Below are 16,698 nucleotides of genomic sequence, written 5' to 3' on the forward strand. Positions count from 1 at the left end.
CACGCCTCGCGCCGACCGAAGCCAGCCGCCGGTGGGCGACCCTGCTGCAGCAGATTTTCGAGGTCGACTCGCTCGCGTGTCCCACCTGCCACGGCGCCATGCGCATCGTCGCGTTCATCACCCAGGCGTCGGTGATCGACCAGATCCTCGCGCACCTCCGCACCCGCGCCTCCCGTGCGGCGCACGCGACCCACGCCGGCGCGAGGAGCCCCCCATCGACGCGGGCCCCCGCGAGCCGAGGGGCGTCACGTTCGCCACGTCCGTCGGCCGACGCTCCGCCGGTCACCTGAGTACGGCCCGACGCCCCGCCACCACGCGGGGATCTTCGGTGTGGGCGGCGGTCCCACCAGCGCGACGAATGGGCCCTCGCCGGCATCGCTCCCCCCACAGTGACCGCCGTTCCCTCGGCCCTCGAGGCGCACGAACGCGTCAACGGGCGCGCCGCCACCCGCCAGTCGGTGCTCGCGCGGCCGGTGATCGCGCCCTATACTCGACGGATAGTCGACCCGCCCCGATTGAAATTCCTATCCCGCCCCGTCCCGCGAAAGAAAATTGCGGGCGCCTCCACGACGATCGGCGGGCTGGCGCTCGCCGTGCGTACACCCGGCTGGCTCTCGGCGGCTTTCGTAGTCTGTGCGCTTTCGAGGCCGAGCCGGCGCGATTCGGAGGTAATGGCCGCGGGTGATCGTCCTGCCGGTGGTGGTGCCGGCGGCGATGATGGCGGAGCGCTCCGGGCTCCGCCGGGTGGCGTCACTTCGAATTTCGGCAACCGATCCAAGAAGGCCCGTAACTTGGCCGGTGCACAGGCTGCCCCATCGCCCCCCCCGCACCGTAACCGCAGGGACATTCCGCAGAAGCCGGCGCCGCTTCGACCTCGGCGAGCGCGCGGACCTGGTCGGGCAGCAACACACCTCCGGAGAAATACTCCGGAGACAATCCCTTGGCGACCGGCGCGATAACCCCCCGAAAGGTTTCCAGCCCATCACCAGGCCAGCTCCACGACGTGCCCAACATTCCCCACGCCCTGCGTGAAAGCCGGAGCGTCTCGCTCGCCCGGTAGAAGGCCCGCAAGGCGGGAATGGAAAAGGTGTAGGCGACTCCGTCGCGGCGAGTGCCCCACACATCGACACCGCAGGCATACTCAGTCACAGGACCGCCAGCCGCCTCGGTGCGGCGCAGCGGAATGTGCACCGTCTGCACGAACCGACCGCCCGTGACCGGTTGGAACGGAAGCGCGCCACGGGCGAGCTCCCCCATCCGCCCGTCCGCACCAAAGCCGTAACACTTCGGCTGCACGAATCGCGCGCCGGGATCGAGCCCGGTGAGGTTGATCGGCAGCACGATCATCACCTCCGCTCTCGCAGTGGTCGCGCACACCAGCGACGTGACGATCAGCAGTGCCGCGGCGACTGAACGGAATAGCATGGTGCACCTCTGAGGATGGTTCCGCTGAATCGTGCCCCGTGACGAACCCCTCCAACTTTGGGTGTGAAGCTGGTACTCCGCCAGTGCGGTTGCCGCCGCCGGCTCGTGCCGGCTGAGCTTCGCTGAGGCGGGTTGCTGCCGATCGGCGTGCCGCTACCGGCAGTTACGCACCGGCTTGCCGGCGGCATCCGTCTGCCACGCGATGGTCGAGGCAAGAGTGAATCGCTCGCGATCCGGGAGATAGGTCCAGGTCCACCACGTCCGGCACCCGGATGCACTGATTTCCTTGACCACGCGGTAGTCGTCGAACCCGTCGCCGTCGAAATCGCCAATCCTCCACATGTCCGGATTGAGCAGGTCGGCGTTGATGGCCTCTGCGCGCTCGATCTTGCGCTGTCGTCCGTGTTTTGCCGTCTTCAGGACGACGACAGAGGCCTTGACCACATGCAGTGTCCGACCGCCGGGGTACGGCTTCGTCCCCTCGGACTCGACATAGATCTCGAGATTGGCAGAGGTGCTCACCTGCACCCCCGCGGGCGGCTTCACGCGTCGCGCGCGTTGAGCCGAAAGCATGGACGTCGGGGCGCCGAGGCTTAGCAGTAGCAGCCCGGTCAACAACGGGGCGTAGCGTGGCATGGGGAAGCGGGACTGGGTGAGGGCGACGTACCCGACTGGCCGGGACGGGCATTTCAAAGGGGTGGCAGATCCTCCGCGAGAGCATACGGCGCGAGCGCCGTCCTGGCGAGCGACGAGCGCGCGGTACGCGTGGTGAATAGTCGCCCCGCCCCGATTGGTGAACGTGTCGATCACCGCCGCGGTCACTCCGCCGACCGTCCCCTGCCGGATCGTGCCGTGCCCCGACCCGTGCGTCGCTCATATCATCACCAGCATCCACGCTCCCAGCGCCAGCAACGCGGCGAGGAACATCGCGCCGAACACCAGCCCAAGGCGCCAGAAATCACGGCGATCGAGAAAACCGCAAGCGTAATACACCGGCGCTGGTCCAGTGGCATATGGCGTCAGCACACCCATCAGTCCGAGTGAGTAGCCAAGCAGCAGCACGAACGGTTGCAGCGGCAGATCGGGCACGGCTGCACCGGCGGCCAGCACGACGGGCAGCAGTGCGGTGGTGTGCGCGGTGAGACTGGCAAAGAGATAGTGGATCAGGAAGAACACCACGACGAGCATCAACATCACGAAGGTCGGCGGATACCCGGACAGCACCGTGGCTGCACGCTGCCCGAACCAGCTGATGAACCCCACTCGGCTGAGGCCGTCGGCGAGCGCCACCAGCGTGGCGAACCAGGCGAGGATGTTCCACGCCGCCTTGTGCGCGACCAGATCATCCCAGGTGATCGTGCGAGTGATCAGGAGCAGCGCGATCACGGCAAGTGCGGTCGTTGTGGGGTCGATCCAGCGACCGGCGAAGATCCATGACCCGAGCGCCAGACCGACCAGCCCCGCCATGATTCGTTCAGCACGCGTCACGCGCCCCATCGCCACCAGTTCCCGGGCTGCCCACGCGGGGACCTCTGCGCTTGACGTGATCTCCGGTGGAAACAGCCGGAAGATGAGCCAGGGCAGCGCCGCCAGCAGGGGAACGCCAATCGGAAGAAATCCGAGGGCCCATTGCGTCCACGTGATCCCGATCCCGACGCGATCCCGAACGATGTTGACGAGGAGGAGGTTCGGTGCGAGCGCGGTGACGAACATGGCACTCGTCACGCAGGTGCTGGCGAAGGCCACCCACATCAGGTACGCGCCGATCTTGCGCGGCGCTTCGTCAGGGCCCGCGCCGTAGAGCGCCGTAATGTTCCTGATGATCGGATAGACCGCACCCGCACTGCGCGCCGTGTTGGACGGCGTGAACGGCGCGAGGACCAGATCCGCGAGTGTGATTGCGTACCCGAGGCCGAGCGTCCGCCCGCCAAGCCTTCTCACGAGCACCAGCGCAATGCGGCGGCCGAGTCCCGTTTTCTCGTAGCCGAGCGAAAAGACGAACGCGCCGAAAATCAGCCAGACGGTGGCGTTGGAGAAACCAGCCAGCGCCCACTTGATCGCTTCGGCCGGTGCCTTGAACGCGGAATCCGCATGCTGTGCCGGCGAAAACAGGACGCCGGTGACGGCAACGAACGTCACGCCGATCCATCCGACCGCGGCGGCAGGCAATGGCTCGGTGATGAGCGCGAGGATCACCGTGACGAAGACCGCGAAGTAGCGCCATGCGTGCGGCGCGAGTCCGTCGGGTGGCGCCAGCAGCGCCAGCCCGAGTCCGGCGAACAGCGGCAGCGCGATCCGCAACCGCCTCATAGCATGGCCGCGATCGCCCGTCCGACCTCTGCGGTGCCGGCAGTGCCACCCATGTCGGGCGTGCGCGGCGCCTGTGGGTCAGATAGCACGCGCTCGATCGCCTGCAACACCTCAGCCGCCGCCTCAGCGTGGCCAAGGTGTTCGAGCATCAGTGCTCCCGACCAGATCATGCCGATCGGATTCGCAATCCCGCGACCGGCGATGTCCGGCGCCGATCCATGCACGGGTTCGAAGAGCGAGGGAAAGCGCCGCTCGGGATTGATGTTCGCACTCGGCGCAATGCCGATGGTGCCGGTGCACGCCGGGCCCAGATCGGAGAGAATGTCGCCGAAGAGATTGCTCGCCACCACGACGTCGAACCAGTCGGGATGCCGCACGAAGTGCGCCGTCAGAATGTCGATGTGGTACTTGTCCACGCGCACATCGGGGTAGTGCGCCGCCATCGCGACCACGCGCTCGTCCCAATACGGCATGGTGATCGAGATGCCGTTGCTCTTGGTGGCGGAGGTCAGGTGCCGCTTCGGGCGTCGCTGCGCCAGCTCGAACGCGAACTTCAGTACCCGATCCACGCCCGTCCGCGTCATCACGGTTTCCTGAATGACCGTCTCGCGGTCCGTTCCCTCGAAGATGCGTCCACCGATACTGGAGTATTCGCCCTCGGTGTTCTCGCGCACGACATAGAAGTCGATCTCACCCGGCACCCGCCCAGCGAGGGGTGACGGAATGCCCGGCATCAGTTTCACCGGGCGCAGGTTCACATACTGGTCGAATTCCCGCCGGAAGCGCAGCAGGCTGCCCCAGAGCGATACATGGTCCGGCACGGTAGCCGGCCAGCCCACCGCGCCGAAGAAGATCGCATCGGTGTCGAGCAACTGCGTGCGCCAGTCCGGCGGCATCATCTCGCCGTGCGCGGCGTACCACGCACAACTGGCCCACGGCTTGTGCTCCCACGTCACCGTGATGGCATGGCGTCGGCACACGGCCTCGACGACCCGCATGCCTTCCGGCAGAACTTCCACGCCGATGCCGTCGCCGGGGATGCTGGCAATGCGATAGTGATGGCTCATGTCAGTGCGCGTGGGTCGTCAGGAATGGCAGGATCTCGGAGGAGAGTGCATCAGGTGCCTCTTCCGCCAGGTAGTGGCCGCAATCGAGTGCACGTCCTTCAACCGCTTCGGCCACGCGTTGCCACTCGTGGAGCACATCGAAGCACCGCGCCACGACGCCGTGCTGTCCCCAGAGGACCCGGAGCGGCACGCGCAGCTGGCGACCATCCGTGCGGTCATCACGGTCGTGGACGAGGTCGATGCCGGCGGATGCACGGTAGTCCTCGCAGATGGCGTGGATCGTGGCCGGGTCGCTCGCGCACCGTTCGTATTCGGCAAGCACGTCGGCGGGAAATGGGCCCAGACCGGCGTGCCGGCCGCCCAGAATGCTGCGTACGTAGCGCGCCCCGTTCGAACCGATCAACGCTTCAGGCAACGGGGCTGGCTGAATGAGAAAAAACCAGTGCCAGTAGGCGCGAGCGAACGCGTCGCTCGTCTGTTCGTACATCGCCAGTGTCGGCGCGATGTCGAGCAGCACCATCGCACGCACGCGCGCCGGATCGTCCATCGCGAGGCGGTGTGCCACCCGCGCGCCCCGATCGTGCGCGACCACGAGAAACCGATGGTGGCCGAGCGATTCCATGAGTGCGACGAGGTCAGCGGCCATGACGCGCTTGCTGTACGTCGCGTGATCGGCGGAGCCGGCGGGTTTATCGGAGTCGCCGTACCCACGCAGATCAGGTGCAACCAGTGTGAAGTGCGGCGCCAGCAAAGGCCACAGGCGATGCCACATCAGGTGCGTCTGCGGATGACCATGCAACAGGAGCACGGGTGGCCCCGTCTCGCTGCCGACACGCACATTCAGCGTGATCGCATCCGGCCCGGTGCCCACCCTGACGCGCCGCGCGGGAAGATCGCGCAACGCATCAGCGGCCACGTTCGGGGATGGGTCGCCAGGCACTGTCATGGTATCGTCGCGATCGCCGCCTCGATGCGCCGTGCGAAGGCGATCGGCTGGATCTCCTTCCCTTGGAACATCCACTGGTTCAGTACCGCCACCGTACGCGTCTTCGGGAAGACGAACACATACTGGCCGCCGTATCCCCAGCCGAAATATGCCCCCGGATCCTGCAACACGTCGGGGCCGACGGTCCACCACATCAACCCGTAGTTCACGCGGGGTGGCGCCTGTCCGGGCGCCATCGGTTGCTGGCCACGCACCGCCTCCGCGACCCACTCGGCGCTCACCACTCGCGTTCCGTTCCACATCCCCTGATCGAGCATCAGTTGCCCAAGCTTCGCCAGATCTGCGGGCTCCAGATACAGCCCACCCTCGGAATCGGTCAACCCGCCGGATGATCGCTTCCAGTGGAAACGGGTGATGCCAAGCGGGGCGAACAGATGCTGCTCGGCGTACACCTGCAGATCTACACCGGTGGCGCCGCGGAACACCTCCGCCAGCAGGGCGGCGGCACCGTCGTTGTAGTGGTACTTCGCGCCCGGAACCGTTTCCATCGGTTGGGCAAGCACCATCGCCACCCAGTCGGCGCTGTTCTCCATGCGCTGCGTAATGTCGTCATCACTGCCGTACCCGCCACCCTCGGGCCAATCGATTCCGGACGTCATCGTGAGCAGATGACGGATGGTGATCTTCTTTCGCAGTGAATCGCGGAACGCCGCAGCGTGCGCCGGGATGAAGGGCGCGATCGGTTGATCGATGGTCGCGATGTCCTTGCGTGCGAGCGCGACGCCGTAGACCATCGACACGATACTCTTGCTCACGGATTGCAACGTGTGCAGGGTGCGACCCTGATAGAACGGATGCCAGTTCGGATCCTGATAGTTGTACGCGCCTGGCGGGGTCTTCATGGGATAGACCCCGACATAACTGCGCGGAAACGTGCGCGACAGCAGCGGCACGCCGTTGCGTTGCACATGCAGGGCATCGACATACCCGAAGTCGCCGCGCGCCATGGAGTCGGCCAGTGCGGTCAGCGCTGGAGAGGACGCAACCGGAGCGGGGGCCATGCAACAGACGGCATCGCGCTGCCTGGCAAACCAATCCGTGATGTAGGCCACCTTCGCGATGTGGTGGCTTGGCCGACCGCGCGCCCCATGCGGTTCGCCGGGCAACCGCACCAGTTCCGTGGGCACGCCACGCAGACGCAATGCCGTGAACCAGGTTTCGGACTGTCCGAATGGCGTGCGATAGTCGCTGTCGCCACTCATCACCAGCGTCGGCGTCTGCACACCGGCCACGCGCGAGAGCGGCGACCGCGCCCAGTAGTGGGTCGGATTCTCCCACGGTGCGCCGCGCAACCAGTGGCCCTGGAAGTGCGAGCCGTTGTCGGCCGTCAGCACTTCACTGGTCCAGTCCACGACGGGGTAGAGCACGGCGGCGGCGCGGAATCGCGTCGTGCGTGCGGTCAGCCATGCCGTCAGCAAACCGCCACCACTACCGCCGGTGACGTACAGTTGCATGGGATCCGCCATGCCACGCGCCACGACGGAATCGACCGCCGTGAGCAGGTCATCCGCGTCGTCACCGGGATACGCCTTGTCGATCAGGCGCGCGAACGCCTCACCGTAACTTGTCGAGCCGCGAGGATTCACGTAAAGCACCACGTACCCCTGCGCGGCCATCCACTGCTTTTCGAGATCGAAGCGATCCCCGTACGCCGCGAACGGGCCGCCGTGGATCTCGAGGATCATCGGATACTTCTTCCCTGGCGTATAGCCGGGCGGGGTGATGATCCACGACTGGAAGCGCCGGCCGTCTTTCGACGACGTTGCCCAGAACGACGAGACTTGCCCCACCTGCCGCTCCGCGAAGACATCGTCATTCACGGCCGTCAGCCGCTTTGCCGGGGCACCCGCCGCGGTGGCGAACCAGACGTCGCCGGGTGAAGTCGGCGAGCCTCGTGTGAGCGCGAGTGCGCCATAGCGACTCTGCGAGAAGGCCTCGCCACCACCATAGGCCTCGATGTCGCTGCCGAGCGAGTCGGCCATCAATGTCGTCGAACCATCGAGGCTGATGCGCCACAGGCCGACGCGCCCTTCGCGATCGGCCAGAAACAGCAGGCCACTGCCGTCGGGGAGCCAGGCTGGATCCTCGATGGCCGCGTCAAACGTGGCCGAGAGCAGACGCGGTTTCGCTCCCCCACCGCGTGCCATCAACCAGAGCCGTGGTTGCGTCCACGCGTGCCCCGAATCCGCGACGCTGACGAACGCGAGCCACTTGCCATCGGGCGAGATGGCGGGCGAGCGATTCGTTCCGCGCCGCTGGAACACCGGCGTGACCACCCCATCGGCAACACGGACCTCGAAGAGATCCGACGACCGTGCGGTCATGTCAGGGGACGGATTGCCGTTCGCCGTGACGATGAGCGCGGCGCCGTTCGGCGTCCAGATACCGGGCGTGGCGCCGTATGCACGTCCAAAGTGCAGCACGCCGCCAGAGGTGATCTGTCGTGGCGTGCCACCGGAGGAGGGCATCACGAACAGTTCCGTGCGACCGGTCGGCAGCAATCCGACGCCGTCACTGCGGTATCGCAGATCGGTCGCCACCACCGCGGAGGGGGCCCACGTGGCGCCCGTCGGCGTCCCAGGCATGCCCGTCGGGACACGCGCGGGCGACGCCACGAGCATGGCAAACGCGATCTGCGATCCGTCGGGGGAGAGCGTGAACCATTCCGGTGTCGCCGGCAGCTTCGCCAGCCGCGTCGTCTGCTCACTGGCCACGTCGCGACGGAACAGCTGCGTCGTGCCATCCACGCTCGACAGATACACGATTGCATCGCCCGACGGCGTCCATTGCGGTGCCCGATCGTTCCCGTCGCCCGCCGTCAGGCGCCGGTGCATCGATCCGTCGGTGTTCACCATCCACAGCTGTGTGATGGACCGGTCGCGCATGAGGTCGTTGCTCTGGCGCACGTACACGATCCGCCTCCCGTCCGGCGAGAGCTGCGGCTCGCTCACCGTTTCGAGCCGGAAGAGATCGAGCGGACCCAACGGCGTTGCGGCGCTGTGCGTTTCGGCGGGTGCGCCGGCGGCCGCGTTGAACAGATCCCGCCCTTCGGGGGGGCGGTCGTATCCCGCCGGTGCGAGACGTGGGCCGCCCTCGGAAAGGCGCTCGACCCCGTAGGGCGTCACGGGCGTGCGATGCAGGAATCCACGTACCTCGGCCTCGGTCAACGGCGATACGGTCCGCTGGCCGGCGCGGTACCAGCTGTCGACCTTGTACCAGGCGCGATTCAGGCGCGCGATGACGATGTAGTGATTCGCCGACGCGGCTGTCGGCGCGCGACTCGGGCGCGCGCCCCGACTGAGATCGGCGTCGGCGCCGACGATGAACACGGCGTTCTCACGGGTACGCAGATACGCGTTCACCGCGCTGTCACGGACCCCGACGGTCTTCAGCGTTGCCCCGAACAGTGGCTCGGCCCGCAGGCCGACCACGTCAAGGACGCGATGAAACTCGTCACCGGCGGATCGACGGGCAGCGACGATCGCACCGGTCGCGTCGGTGACCGGTTTGGTCGAGCCGAGCACACCCGCCACACCGTCCACGTCGGCATGCAGATAGAGCCGATCCTGCACGCGGTGCGCGGTCCCGATCGTGTGATCGAGCGGTAAGCCGAACAGACGGGCGACCGAGTCGATGCTACCGCCGAGGAGGACGAAGGCGTTCAGCGACGCGGCCGCACTGCACCGCGCCTCGTCACTTCGGGTATCATCGAGCCGATCGAGTTGCGTGAGATAGGCAACCCGCGCAAGCGGCGACGCGGTGCTGAGCGTGTCCGTCTCACGCCCCTGCGCAACGGCGCGACCGGGAACGATGACGGCAGCGACAAGGAGCAGCGAGAGGAGTCGATTCATGGGTCGGGATCGTGGTGGATGGCGGAAGTCTTGTCGATGCAATCAGCGCGTTCGTGACGTCGTCATGCCCAGCATGGCGCGCGCATCAGCGGGCGTCGCCACGGCGCGGTTGAGTTCATTCGCCTGACGGACCGTACGCGCCACCAGCTGCGCATTGCTTTCCGCCAATTCGCCGCGACGGTAGTACACGTTATCCTCGAGCCCGACACGCACGTGGCCCCCCAACAACAGCGCCAGTGTCGTCATGGGCAGCTGATGTGGCCCGATCCCCGAACAGAGCCAGAGTGCGCCGTCCGGGAAGTCGCGCACCATGTCCAGCACCGCTTGGACGGTGGGCGGACTCGCGGCCTGATAGCCCATCACCGTTTGAATCCAGTAGGGCGCCGCGATCAGTCCCTTTTCGATGAGGTGCCGGACCACCGACGCACCGCCCGAGTGATAGGTCTCCAGCTCCGGCTTGATGCCGCGCGATTGCATCGCGCGCGCAAACGTCTCCACCAGGCCGAAGGTGATTGCCCAACAATCATCGATCTCCGTTGCCGGGCGAGGCGAGCGCAGCGGTGCACGCCGCTCCTTGGTGCGCACGAGACTCATGTCGGGCGTGAGGTTGAGCGACGCCATCTCGGCGCCACTCTCGAGGCTCGCCAGCCGCTCCACGTCGGTCATCCCCACACTGCCACCAGTCGTGACATTGATGATGACGTCCGCGCAACGATCACGAATGAGGCGCACCAACGCTTGCCAGTGGTGCGCCGTGCGCGCTGGCTCGGGTGGCTCATCCGGATCGCGGGCGTGCACATGCACCATGGCCGCCCCTGCCCGGTACGCCGCATACACGGCGTCCGCGACCTCCTCGGCGGATTCCGGGATCGCCGGATTCACTTCCTTGCCTTGCACCCCACCGTTCACCGCACAGCAGATGATCACCGGGGGCAGGCCGCGCCGTACGCGCTCGAGATAGCTGCTGGTATCGGTGTACCGGAAGGCGGCGCCCTGCAGGGTGAGCAGATCGTGCGTCATGTGGCATCGGGGAGGAGGGGAATGGCGCCATCCCGTTCCGCTCCGAGGATGAGCGCCCGTCGCTGCTCTTCGTCCATCTCGGGTTGTGATCGGCGCACGCGGACCCAGAGCAGGGCACCGCCGAGGATCCACAGGGCAAGCAACAGCCATTCCACCGGCACGCGGCGCAGGAATCCCGACGGGGTGGCGAGAGACACCGCGATCAGACCGAGCGACGAGAGCAGCGCCACCCACGCGAGTGGCAGACCACCGGGCACGCGGAACGGTCGAGGCCGCGTCGGGTCGCGGTACCTGAGGACGAGCACGAGCCCGCAGACCACGGCACCGACGATGGCAAAGCAGGTACTCGCGACGTTGACGACCGGTGCAATCGCCTCCTTGCCAAGCAGCACCCCAACGGAGGCGATGGCGGATATGCTGAGAATCGCAAGCGCCGGTGTGCCGTGTCGCGCATGGACTCGCGCCAGCGATGCGGGCATCAACCCCGCGCGCGCGAGTGCGTAGAGCACCCGCGATGTGGCGATCAGGGTGCTGTTCCAGACGGTGATGTTGCCAAGCAGGGCGACGATGAGCACGAGACGGGTCAGCCCCCCCGATCCAAAGCGACGCTCGAACACCTGCGCGGCCGGCAACTCGAGCGCGAGCAGCTCGGCACGCGGCAGCAGACCGGCGCACGCGACGATCAGCAGCACATAGAACGCGGTGGCGGCAACGATCGACCAGATGAGCATCAGCCCCATCTTCCGTGGTGAGACGCGAGCGTCAGCTTCGGCGGCGACCTGCGAAACATTGGCGAACCCGGACAACCAGAAGGGCACGGCGACCAGCACGCCTCGCAGTCCAACCCACTCCGCCGCCGGCGGTCCGAACAGGGGCTCGAGCCGGACCGGCGAGAGCGCGCTGAGCCCGACCACAATGGCCAGACTGATCATGGCAACCTTCGCCAGCGTGAAGGCATCCTGCAGCTTTGCTGCGAATCGCAGACCGGCCACATTGAGCCAGGCCATCAACAGCATGCCACCGATTCCCAGGACCAGGTCACCCGCGCTGACCGGGTAGCCAGCCAGCGTATACAGCGGCTGTGAGCGGATGGCAGGGATCAGTGTCGCCGTGATCCAGGAGAGGCTCAGCGCCTCGAACACGAGCGTCACCACGTTCGCGAGCACGAGCAACCAGCCAACGGCAAAACAGGCGCCGGCGCCGCAAATGTCATAGGCGTACGCAATCTCACCACCACACGCCGGCAGGATGCCAAGGAGCTCGGCATAACAGCAGCCGACCAATACGGTGAGGGCGCCGCCGAGGACAAAGGCGACCACGGCGCCCACTGGTCCGGCCTGTCCCACCCATGCCCCGAGGCCAATCACCCAGCCGACGCCGACGATGCCGCCGAAGCCGAGGGCGAAGAGCTGGCCAGCGCCGAGCACGCGAGGCAGGCGATTCACAGGTCGCTTGTTGGGGGAGCCGATCGGTCGTAGGGTACCGGGCAAACGTTAGATGGCGATTTCGGGGGCCGCAACCCATTCTTTATAAACTTTTTTGTTTTTTCATGAATACTGTCCACCCGACATCCCTATCCTCAGTGGCGCTGACACTCGGACATCGGGCTTATCACGAGGTTCGCGCCTTGCTGATGCGGGGGGCCTTTGCCCCCGGCGAGGCCATTGCCGTGCGCGCCGTCAGCGAGCGGCTCGGCATCGGGGTCACGCCCGTGCGCGAGGCATTGCAGCGGCTGGCGGCTGAGCGCGTGCTGGAATCCGCCGCGAATCGGCGCGTGCGGGTGCCGAAGCCGGATCGCGCGGAACTCACGGCCCTGTATGAGACGCGCCTGATCCTCGAGTGTGAGGCGGCGGCGCTGGCGGCGCGACGGATTTCAACCAGCGAGCTGCGGATGGCCGCCGCCACGTTTCGCCGGGTGGTGAGCGCGGCCGATGCCGGCGACGCGCCGGCGTGTCTCGCGGAGAACATGACCTTTCACTTTCAGGTCTATGGCGCCAGCCAGCTCCCGCCGTTGGTGCGGTGCATTGAACAGCTCTGGCTCCAGCAAGGGCCGCTGCTGCTGGCCGCCACATCCGCCCAGCCGCTCACCGCGCGTTCATTTTTCGGCTCCACGCGACCCGCCCACATGCGCCTGCTCGCGGCGCTGCGGCGTCATGATGTGAAAGCGGCGCGACGCAGTGTGCAGGAGATTCTGTACTCCGGCCTCGATGCGGTTCCGAACACCGAAGCGATGCCATGACACGGTCCGGGTGCAGGTCCGGCACAGTCGGGTATTGACGCCGTGCCTCGTCGCCGTCCTCTGGACAGGCCGTGGGTTCGGACCATATACCTGCCATGTGTTGTCATCACCCCGTGCACGACGGTATGAACCATGACGCGAGACGCTAACGCGGCGGGACTCCGCTGGATCAGGCGGGAGAGCCGGTCATGGGTGCCGGTCGCCGTCGCGCTGCTGAGCGCTCTCTCACCATGCGCGGCGTCAGGACAGCCGCGCATGGTGCCGCCTGCCGTGGATGTGCCTGATGCCCCGGCGTCGTGGCAGCCCATCACCCTCCGCCACCGGCTCTCGCATACGTCGGGCATTCCTGACTGGACCAGCGACATGTTTGACTATCGACGTGACTGCGCCATCTTCTCGCCGCCCGGCATGGCTACGGCGGTGGCCGCTCGCGCGGCATCGATATCACCACCAGTGCACTACGATCGCGGTCCACGCGGGATTCGTGATGTGTTCAGCAACGGTCACGCGGTCCTCAGCAGTGGTGTCATGATGGAAGAACGACCCGGAACCTTTCTTACGCGTGAAGGGCGGCCATGACGAAGCGCTTTGCACACCTGGTCATGCTGGCTCCCGTGTTCACGGCGCAGCTCGTGGTAGCGCAGGTGATGGCGGCGCAAGGGCCCCCGCCACCACCGACCGTGTTTCCGATGAGTCGCGACACGATCATCGGCCGTATCGCCGATCTGCGCCGCATTCATACGCCCGAAGGCATCGAGGTCATGGAGCCGGTGGAGGTGAACGGGAGCACGCAGTGGATTTCCATTCGCGGTCTCAATCGCGCCAATCCGATTCTACTGTTCGTGCATGGTGGACCGGGAAGTGCCATGCTCGCGTCCACCTGGGCATACCAGAAGCCGTGGGAGGACTTCTTTACGGTCGTCAACTACGATCAGCGTGCGGTCGGCAAGAACTGGAGCCCAGCGGACACTGGCCGCCTTCGCCCGACGATGACCAGCGAACAGCATGTGCAGGACGCTGAAGTCATCGTGCGCCACGTGCTCAAGAAGCTCGGACAGCAGCGCTTGATCGTGATGGGCTGGTCGGCCGGCACGGGCTTTACGAAGACGCTCGTACAGCGCCATCCCGAGCTGTTTCATGCGTGGGTCGGCATGGGCGTCGGCGGCGGCGGGACCGGCGCGCGTGATGTGTTGTACGAGCGCCTGATGGAAATTGCCCGCGCCGCGAACGATACGGGTGCACTTCGTGAGCTCGACACGATGAAGCCGGGGGCGACCGGGGGACCACGGGGGATCGAGCGCGCGCTCGCGCTGCGAAAGTGGGCGCGCATCTATGACGGCGGCTGGTACGGAAGACCCAATCTCGATCTGTTCTTCAAGCTGTCGGACTGGGGGCCGGAGTACAGTACCGGCGAAGCCGACGCGCTGATTCCCGCCACCCAGTGGGGAGCCCGCGCCATCACCGGAGGCGGAACGTCCTCGCGCTCGTTCGCCGTTCCGATGTTCTTCCTGATGGGCCGATACGACCTTCACACGCCGTATGAGTCAGCGCGTGCGTACTTCGACCAGATTCAGGCGCCGCGCAAGGAGTTCATTACCTTCGAACGGGCCGCGCACTTCGTGATGCTCGAGGAACCGGGGCGCTTCCTGATGACGCTGGTGAACGAACTGTTGCCGCTTGCGGGCGGTGCCAAGACGTTTCCGGTAATCGCCACTCCGCCGGCCCGAAGGTAGCAGCAGATGCGCACGCCCGAGGCGCGCTCTTTCTGGACATCGTGAAGGAGTCCGACGTCCGCATCGACGCGGTGACCTGCCGTCACCCCGATTCCTTGTTTGCGTTCGTTGTCCGCGCCACCCGCTTCCGGCAAACGTGCACCATGAGTCGGCACCGCTATATCCTGCTGGCACTGGCCACCATCACGGTCGGTCTCGCCGTGCATCGTGGCGGAACCGCATTCGCCCCAGCCTTCCGGGATTTCGCGGGCGATTCGCTGTGGGCCATGATGATGGCCTGGTGGGTGGGCGCGCTCGTTCCTGCCGCTCCTCGCTTTGCACGATCCTCAATAGCCTATGCCATGTGTGTCGGTGTGGAGTTGAGCCAGCTCATCCATACGCCCGTGCTGAGCGCGATACGTGCCACAGCGCTCGGCCATCTGGTTCTGGGGAGCGGCTTCGACCCGCGCGACTTGCTCGCATATCTGGTCGGTGTGTCGCTCGCGGCCGTGTTGGAGCGATACATTCGCTAGCGTCTGGCGCGATCCACGTCACGCCGCCGCGCCGCCCTCGATGACCACCGGAGTCTTTTCCTGATGAGCATGATCACCGTAAGCACGACCATCGCTGCTCCACTCGCCGAAGTCTGGCGCGCCTACACGACCCCGGCGGACATCATGCAGTGGAACGCGGCGTCGGCCGACTGGCACACCACGGCGGCGACTGTGGACCTCCGGGCCGGTGGCCGCTTCAGTTCGCGTATGGAGGCGAAGGACGGGTCCTTCGGCTTCGACTTCGAGGGTGAGTATACCGAGATCGTTCCGCACGAACTGATCGCGTACCGTTTCGGCGAGCGGCTCGCGTCGGTGACCTTCACGAGCAGCCACGACGGCGTCACGGTGACCGTGACGTTCGAGCCGGAAACGGAACATCCCGTGGAGATGCAGCGCGACGGGTGGCAGGCGATCCTCGACAACTTCAAGCGGCATGTGGGTGGTACCGCCGGCTGAAGCGCGCGCGCACCGCGGAAGTACAACGCGGCGCCAAGCCTATCCGTCGGGAATCGGATAGCCTTGGCGCCGCGAAATGACGCGCGAGTTTGGCGATGGCCCCTTACGGCACTAGACGGGCACCCCTGGCGACCGGATCCACGCCAGCTGGCCATTTCGTCGAGGGGTTGTATACCGCTCCCAGGAGATTGGCCCCCGTCAGATCGGCGCCGGTAAGGTCCACGAAGAGCAACCCGGTCTCTCGGAGATCAGCGTTCTGCAAATTGGCTTCACGTAGATCGCTGTACTCGAAGTTGGTGCCGATCAGTGTGGCACCAGAGAGGTTCGCGCCACGGAGTTGGACATATCGCAGCGTGAGGTACGACCGGGTTACACCGCTCAGGTTTGTCTGCGGGCCGTACATGAGCTTGTTTCGGAAGTCGAATCCGGTCGGCCAGATGGTCACGGCATCGTAGAACGCGCCGGAAAGGTCGGCGTCATTGAGGGCCGCGCCGGTGAAGTTTGCGCCCGCCAGGCCCGCCCCCCGTAGGCTCGCGCCCGCAAAATTGGCGCGCGAAAAATCCGCTCCGGTGAAATCAACTCCCTCGAGAATCGCACGAGTGAGATTACCGTCGGAAAGGTCGATGTAGCGGCCGGCGCCCCCCCCGGCTTCTACGCCACGAAGGTCGAAACCGGTCATGTCGAGTTCCGGTCCGATAAGTCCACGACCGTTCCGGTTGAATCCAACGGGCCACTGTGTCGTGCGGTCCACGACAGCCCGCGTGAAATTCACGTTCGAGATCGTCGCGGTGCGGAAATCGGTTCCCCGCTATTTCTGCCCCAGCTGTCACGCCAAGCGGTTGGCGATCTGGACGCAGTGGCTGGACAGCACGCTGCTCGCGCCCGTGCCGCACCGGCAGGTGGTGCTGACCATCCCGAAGCGGCTGCGCGCCTACTGTCTCTACCGCCGCCGCCTGCTCGGCGAGATCGCCCGGGTCGCCGCCCGCACCGTCACGGTCGCCATTCGGACGCGGACCGGCGAGCGCGATCTCGCCGTCGGCATCGTGGCCTGCTTGCAG

General features: G+C 66.2%; 15 protein-coding genes and 1 pseudogene. 7 read left to right on the forward strand and 9 right to left on the reverse strand.

Going from position 1 to position 16,698, the window contains the following annotated elements:
- Positions 1-290: pseudogene (locus O9271_RS16675) on the forward strand (hypothetical protein); the annotation flags it as partial.
- Positions 291-750: 460 nt separating this feature from the next.
- On the opposite strand, the gene O9271_RS16680 reads toward O9271_RS16675, so the two are convergent.
- The 8 genes from O9271_RS16680 to O9271_RS16715 all read right to left on the reverse strand — a co-directional run bounded on the left by O9271_RS16680 (position 751) and on the right by O9271_RS16715 (position 12,106).
- On the reverse strand, positions 751-1,350 hold the full coding sequence (locus O9271_RS16680; protein ID WP_298272215.1) for a hypothetical protein: 600 nt from the start codon (positions 1,348-1,350) through the stop codon (positions 751-753).
- A gap of 228 nt (positions 1,351-1,578) precedes the next feature.
- Positions 1,579-2,061, reverse strand: coding sequence for a hypothetical protein (locus O9271_RS16685; protein ID WP_298272217.1), 483 nt, complete (start codon positions 2,059-2,061; stop codon positions 1,579-1,581).
- Positions 2,062-2,298: 237 nt separating this feature from the next.
- Positions 2,299-3,735 (reverse strand): anion permease, encoded by a 1,437-nt coding sequence (locus O9271_RS16690; protein ID WP_298272219.1) that lies wholly within the window; start codon positions 3,733-3,735, stop codon positions 2,299-2,301.
- A complete protein-coding gene (locus O9271_RS16695; RefSeq protein ID WP_298272221.1) occupies positions 3,732-4,802 on the reverse strand; it encodes a tartrate dehydrogenase in 1,071 nt (356 codons plus the stop codon). Before O9271_RS16695 ends, O9271_RS16690 begins: the two co-directional genes overlap by 4 nt.
- 1 nt (position 4,803) lies before the next feature.
- Positions 4,804-5,748 (reverse strand): alpha/beta hydrolase, encoded by a 945-nt coding sequence (locus O9271_RS16700; RefSeq protein ID WP_298272223.1) that lies wholly within the window; start codon positions 5,746-5,748, stop codon positions 4,804-4,806.
- Positions 5,745-9,659, reverse strand: a complete 3,915-nt coding sequence (locus tag O9271_RS16705; protein WP_298272225.1) for a prolyl oligopeptidase family serine peptidase — start codon at positions 9,657-9,659, stop codon at positions 5,745-5,747. The genes O9271_RS16700 and O9271_RS16705 overlap by 4 nt, the downstream gene beginning before the upstream one ends.
- A 42-nt stretch (positions 9,660-9,701) precedes the next feature.
- Complete coding sequence (locus O9271_RS16710; RefSeq protein WP_298272228.1) at positions 9,702-10,679, reverse strand: 3-keto-5-aminohexanoate cleavage protein; 978 nt, start codon at positions 10,677-10,679, stop codon at positions 9,702-9,704.
- Entirely contained in the window at positions 10,676-12,106 is a 1,431-nt protein-coding gene (locus tag O9271_RS16715) for an APC family permease (RefSeq protein ID WP_298272231.1), read from the reverse strand. The genes O9271_RS16710 and O9271_RS16715 overlap by 4 nt, the downstream gene beginning before the upstream one ends.
- A 155-nt stretch (positions 12,107-12,261) precedes the next feature.
- Between O9271_RS16715 and O9271_RS16720 the strand changes: the two genes are divergently transcribed.
- The 5 genes from O9271_RS16720 (at position 12,262) to O9271_RS16740 (ending at position 15,640) form a co-directional block, all read left to right on the forward strand.
- The gene (locus O9271_RS16720) at positions 12,262-12,918 is read left to right on the forward strand and encodes a GntR family transcriptional regulator (RefSeq protein WP_298272233.1); all 657 of its coding nucleotides are present in this window, start codon (positions 12,262-12,264) and stop codon (positions 12,916-12,918) included.
- 255 nt (positions 12,919-13,173) lie between these two features.
- Positions 13,174-13,497 carry a hypothetical protein gene (locus O9271_RS16725; RefSeq protein WP_298272236.1) on the forward strand — a complete coding sequence of 108 codons (324 nt, stop codon included), beginning with the start codon at positions 13,174-13,176 and terminating at the stop codon, positions 13,495-13,497.
- A complete protein-coding gene (locus O9271_RS16730) occupies positions 13,494-14,651 on the forward strand; it encodes an alpha/beta hydrolase (protein WP_298272239.1) in 1,158 nt (385 codons plus the stop codon). The genes O9271_RS16725 and O9271_RS16730 overlap by 4 nt, the downstream gene beginning before the upstream one ends.
- Positions 14,652-14,692: 41 nt before the next feature.
- On the forward strand, positions 14,693-15,163 hold the full coding sequence (locus O9271_RS16735) for a DUF2809 domain-containing protein (RefSeq protein WP_298272241.1): 471 nt from the start codon (positions 14,693-14,695) through the stop codon (positions 15,161-15,163).
- Positions 15,164-15,226: 63 nt separating this feature from the next.
- Positions 15,227-15,640: an SRPBCC family protein gene (locus O9271_RS16740; RefSeq protein WP_298272243.1), complete on the forward strand. Its 414-nt coding sequence runs from the start codon at positions 15,227-15,229 to the stop codon at positions 15,638-15,640.
- A 103-nt stretch (positions 15,641-15,743) separates the two neighbouring features.
- On the opposite strand, the gene O9271_RS16745 is transcribed toward O9271_RS16740, so the two are convergent.
- The gene (locus tag O9271_RS16745; protein ID WP_298272244.1) at positions 15,744-16,319 is read right to left on the reverse strand and encodes a pentapeptide repeat-containing protein; all 576 of its coding nucleotides are present in this window, start codon (positions 16,317-16,319) and stop codon (positions 15,744-15,746) included.
- A gap of 82 nt (positions 16,320-16,401) precedes the next feature.
- On the opposite strand from O9271_RS16745, the gene O9271_RS16750 reads away from it, so the two are divergent.
- Positions 16,402-16,698 (forward strand): transposase zinc-binding domain-containing protein (locus O9271_RS16750; RefSeq protein ID WP_298272245.1); only part of this gene is annotated, 297 nt, incomplete at its 3' end.

It is taken from the genome of Gemmatimonas sp. (genome assembly GCF_027531815.1).
Classification (GTDB): domain Bacteria; phylum Gemmatimonadota; class Gemmatimonadetes; order Gemmatimonadales; family Gemmatimonadaceae; genus Gemmatimonas.

What these genes read in the sequence shown, in the direction of transcription:
- O9271_RS16685 (WP_298272217.1), bottom strand. Translation starts at nt 2,061, where the DNA reads ATGCCACGCTACGCCCCGTTGTTGACCGGGCTGCTACTGCTAAGCCTC.
- O9271_RS16690 (WP_298272219.1), bottom strand. Translation starts at nt 3,735, where the DNA reads ATGAGGCGGTTGCGGATCGCGCTGCCGCTGTTCGCCGGACTCGGGCTG.
- O9271_RS16695 (WP_298272221.1), bottom strand. Translation starts at nt 4,802, where the DNA reads ATGAGCCATCACTATCGCATTGCCAGCATCCCCGGCGACGGCATCGGC.
- O9271_RS16700 (WP_298272223.1), bottom strand. Translation starts at nt 5,748, where the DNA reads ATGACAGTGCCTGGCGACCCATCCCCGAACGTGGCCGCTGATGCGTTG.
- O9271_RS16705 (WP_298272225.1), bottom strand. Translation starts at nt 9,659, where the DNA reads ATGAATCGACTCCTCTCGCTGCTCCTTGTCGCTGCCGTCATCGTTCCC.
- O9271_RS16710 (WP_298272228.1), bottom strand. Translation starts at nt 10,679, where the DNA reads ATGACGCACGATCTGCTCACCCTGCAGGGCGCCGCCTTCCGGTACACC.
- O9271_RS16725 (WP_298272236.1), top strand. Translation starts at nt 13,174, where the DNA reads ATGGTGCCGCCTGCCGTGGATGTGCCTGATGCCCCGGCGTCGTGGCAG.
- O9271_RS16730 (WP_298272239.1), top strand. Translation starts at nt 13,494, where the DNA reads ATGACGAAGCGCTTTGCACACCTGGTCATGCTGGCTCCCGTGTTCACG.
- O9271_RS16740 (WP_298272243.1), top strand. Translation starts at nt 15,227, where the DNA reads ATGAGCATGATCACCGTAAGCACGACCATCGCTGCTCCACTCGCCGAA.
- O9271_RS16745 (WP_298272244.1), bottom strand. Translation starts at nt 16,319, where the DNA reads ATGACCGGTTTCGACCTTCGTGGCGTAGAAGCCGGGGGGGGCGCCGGC.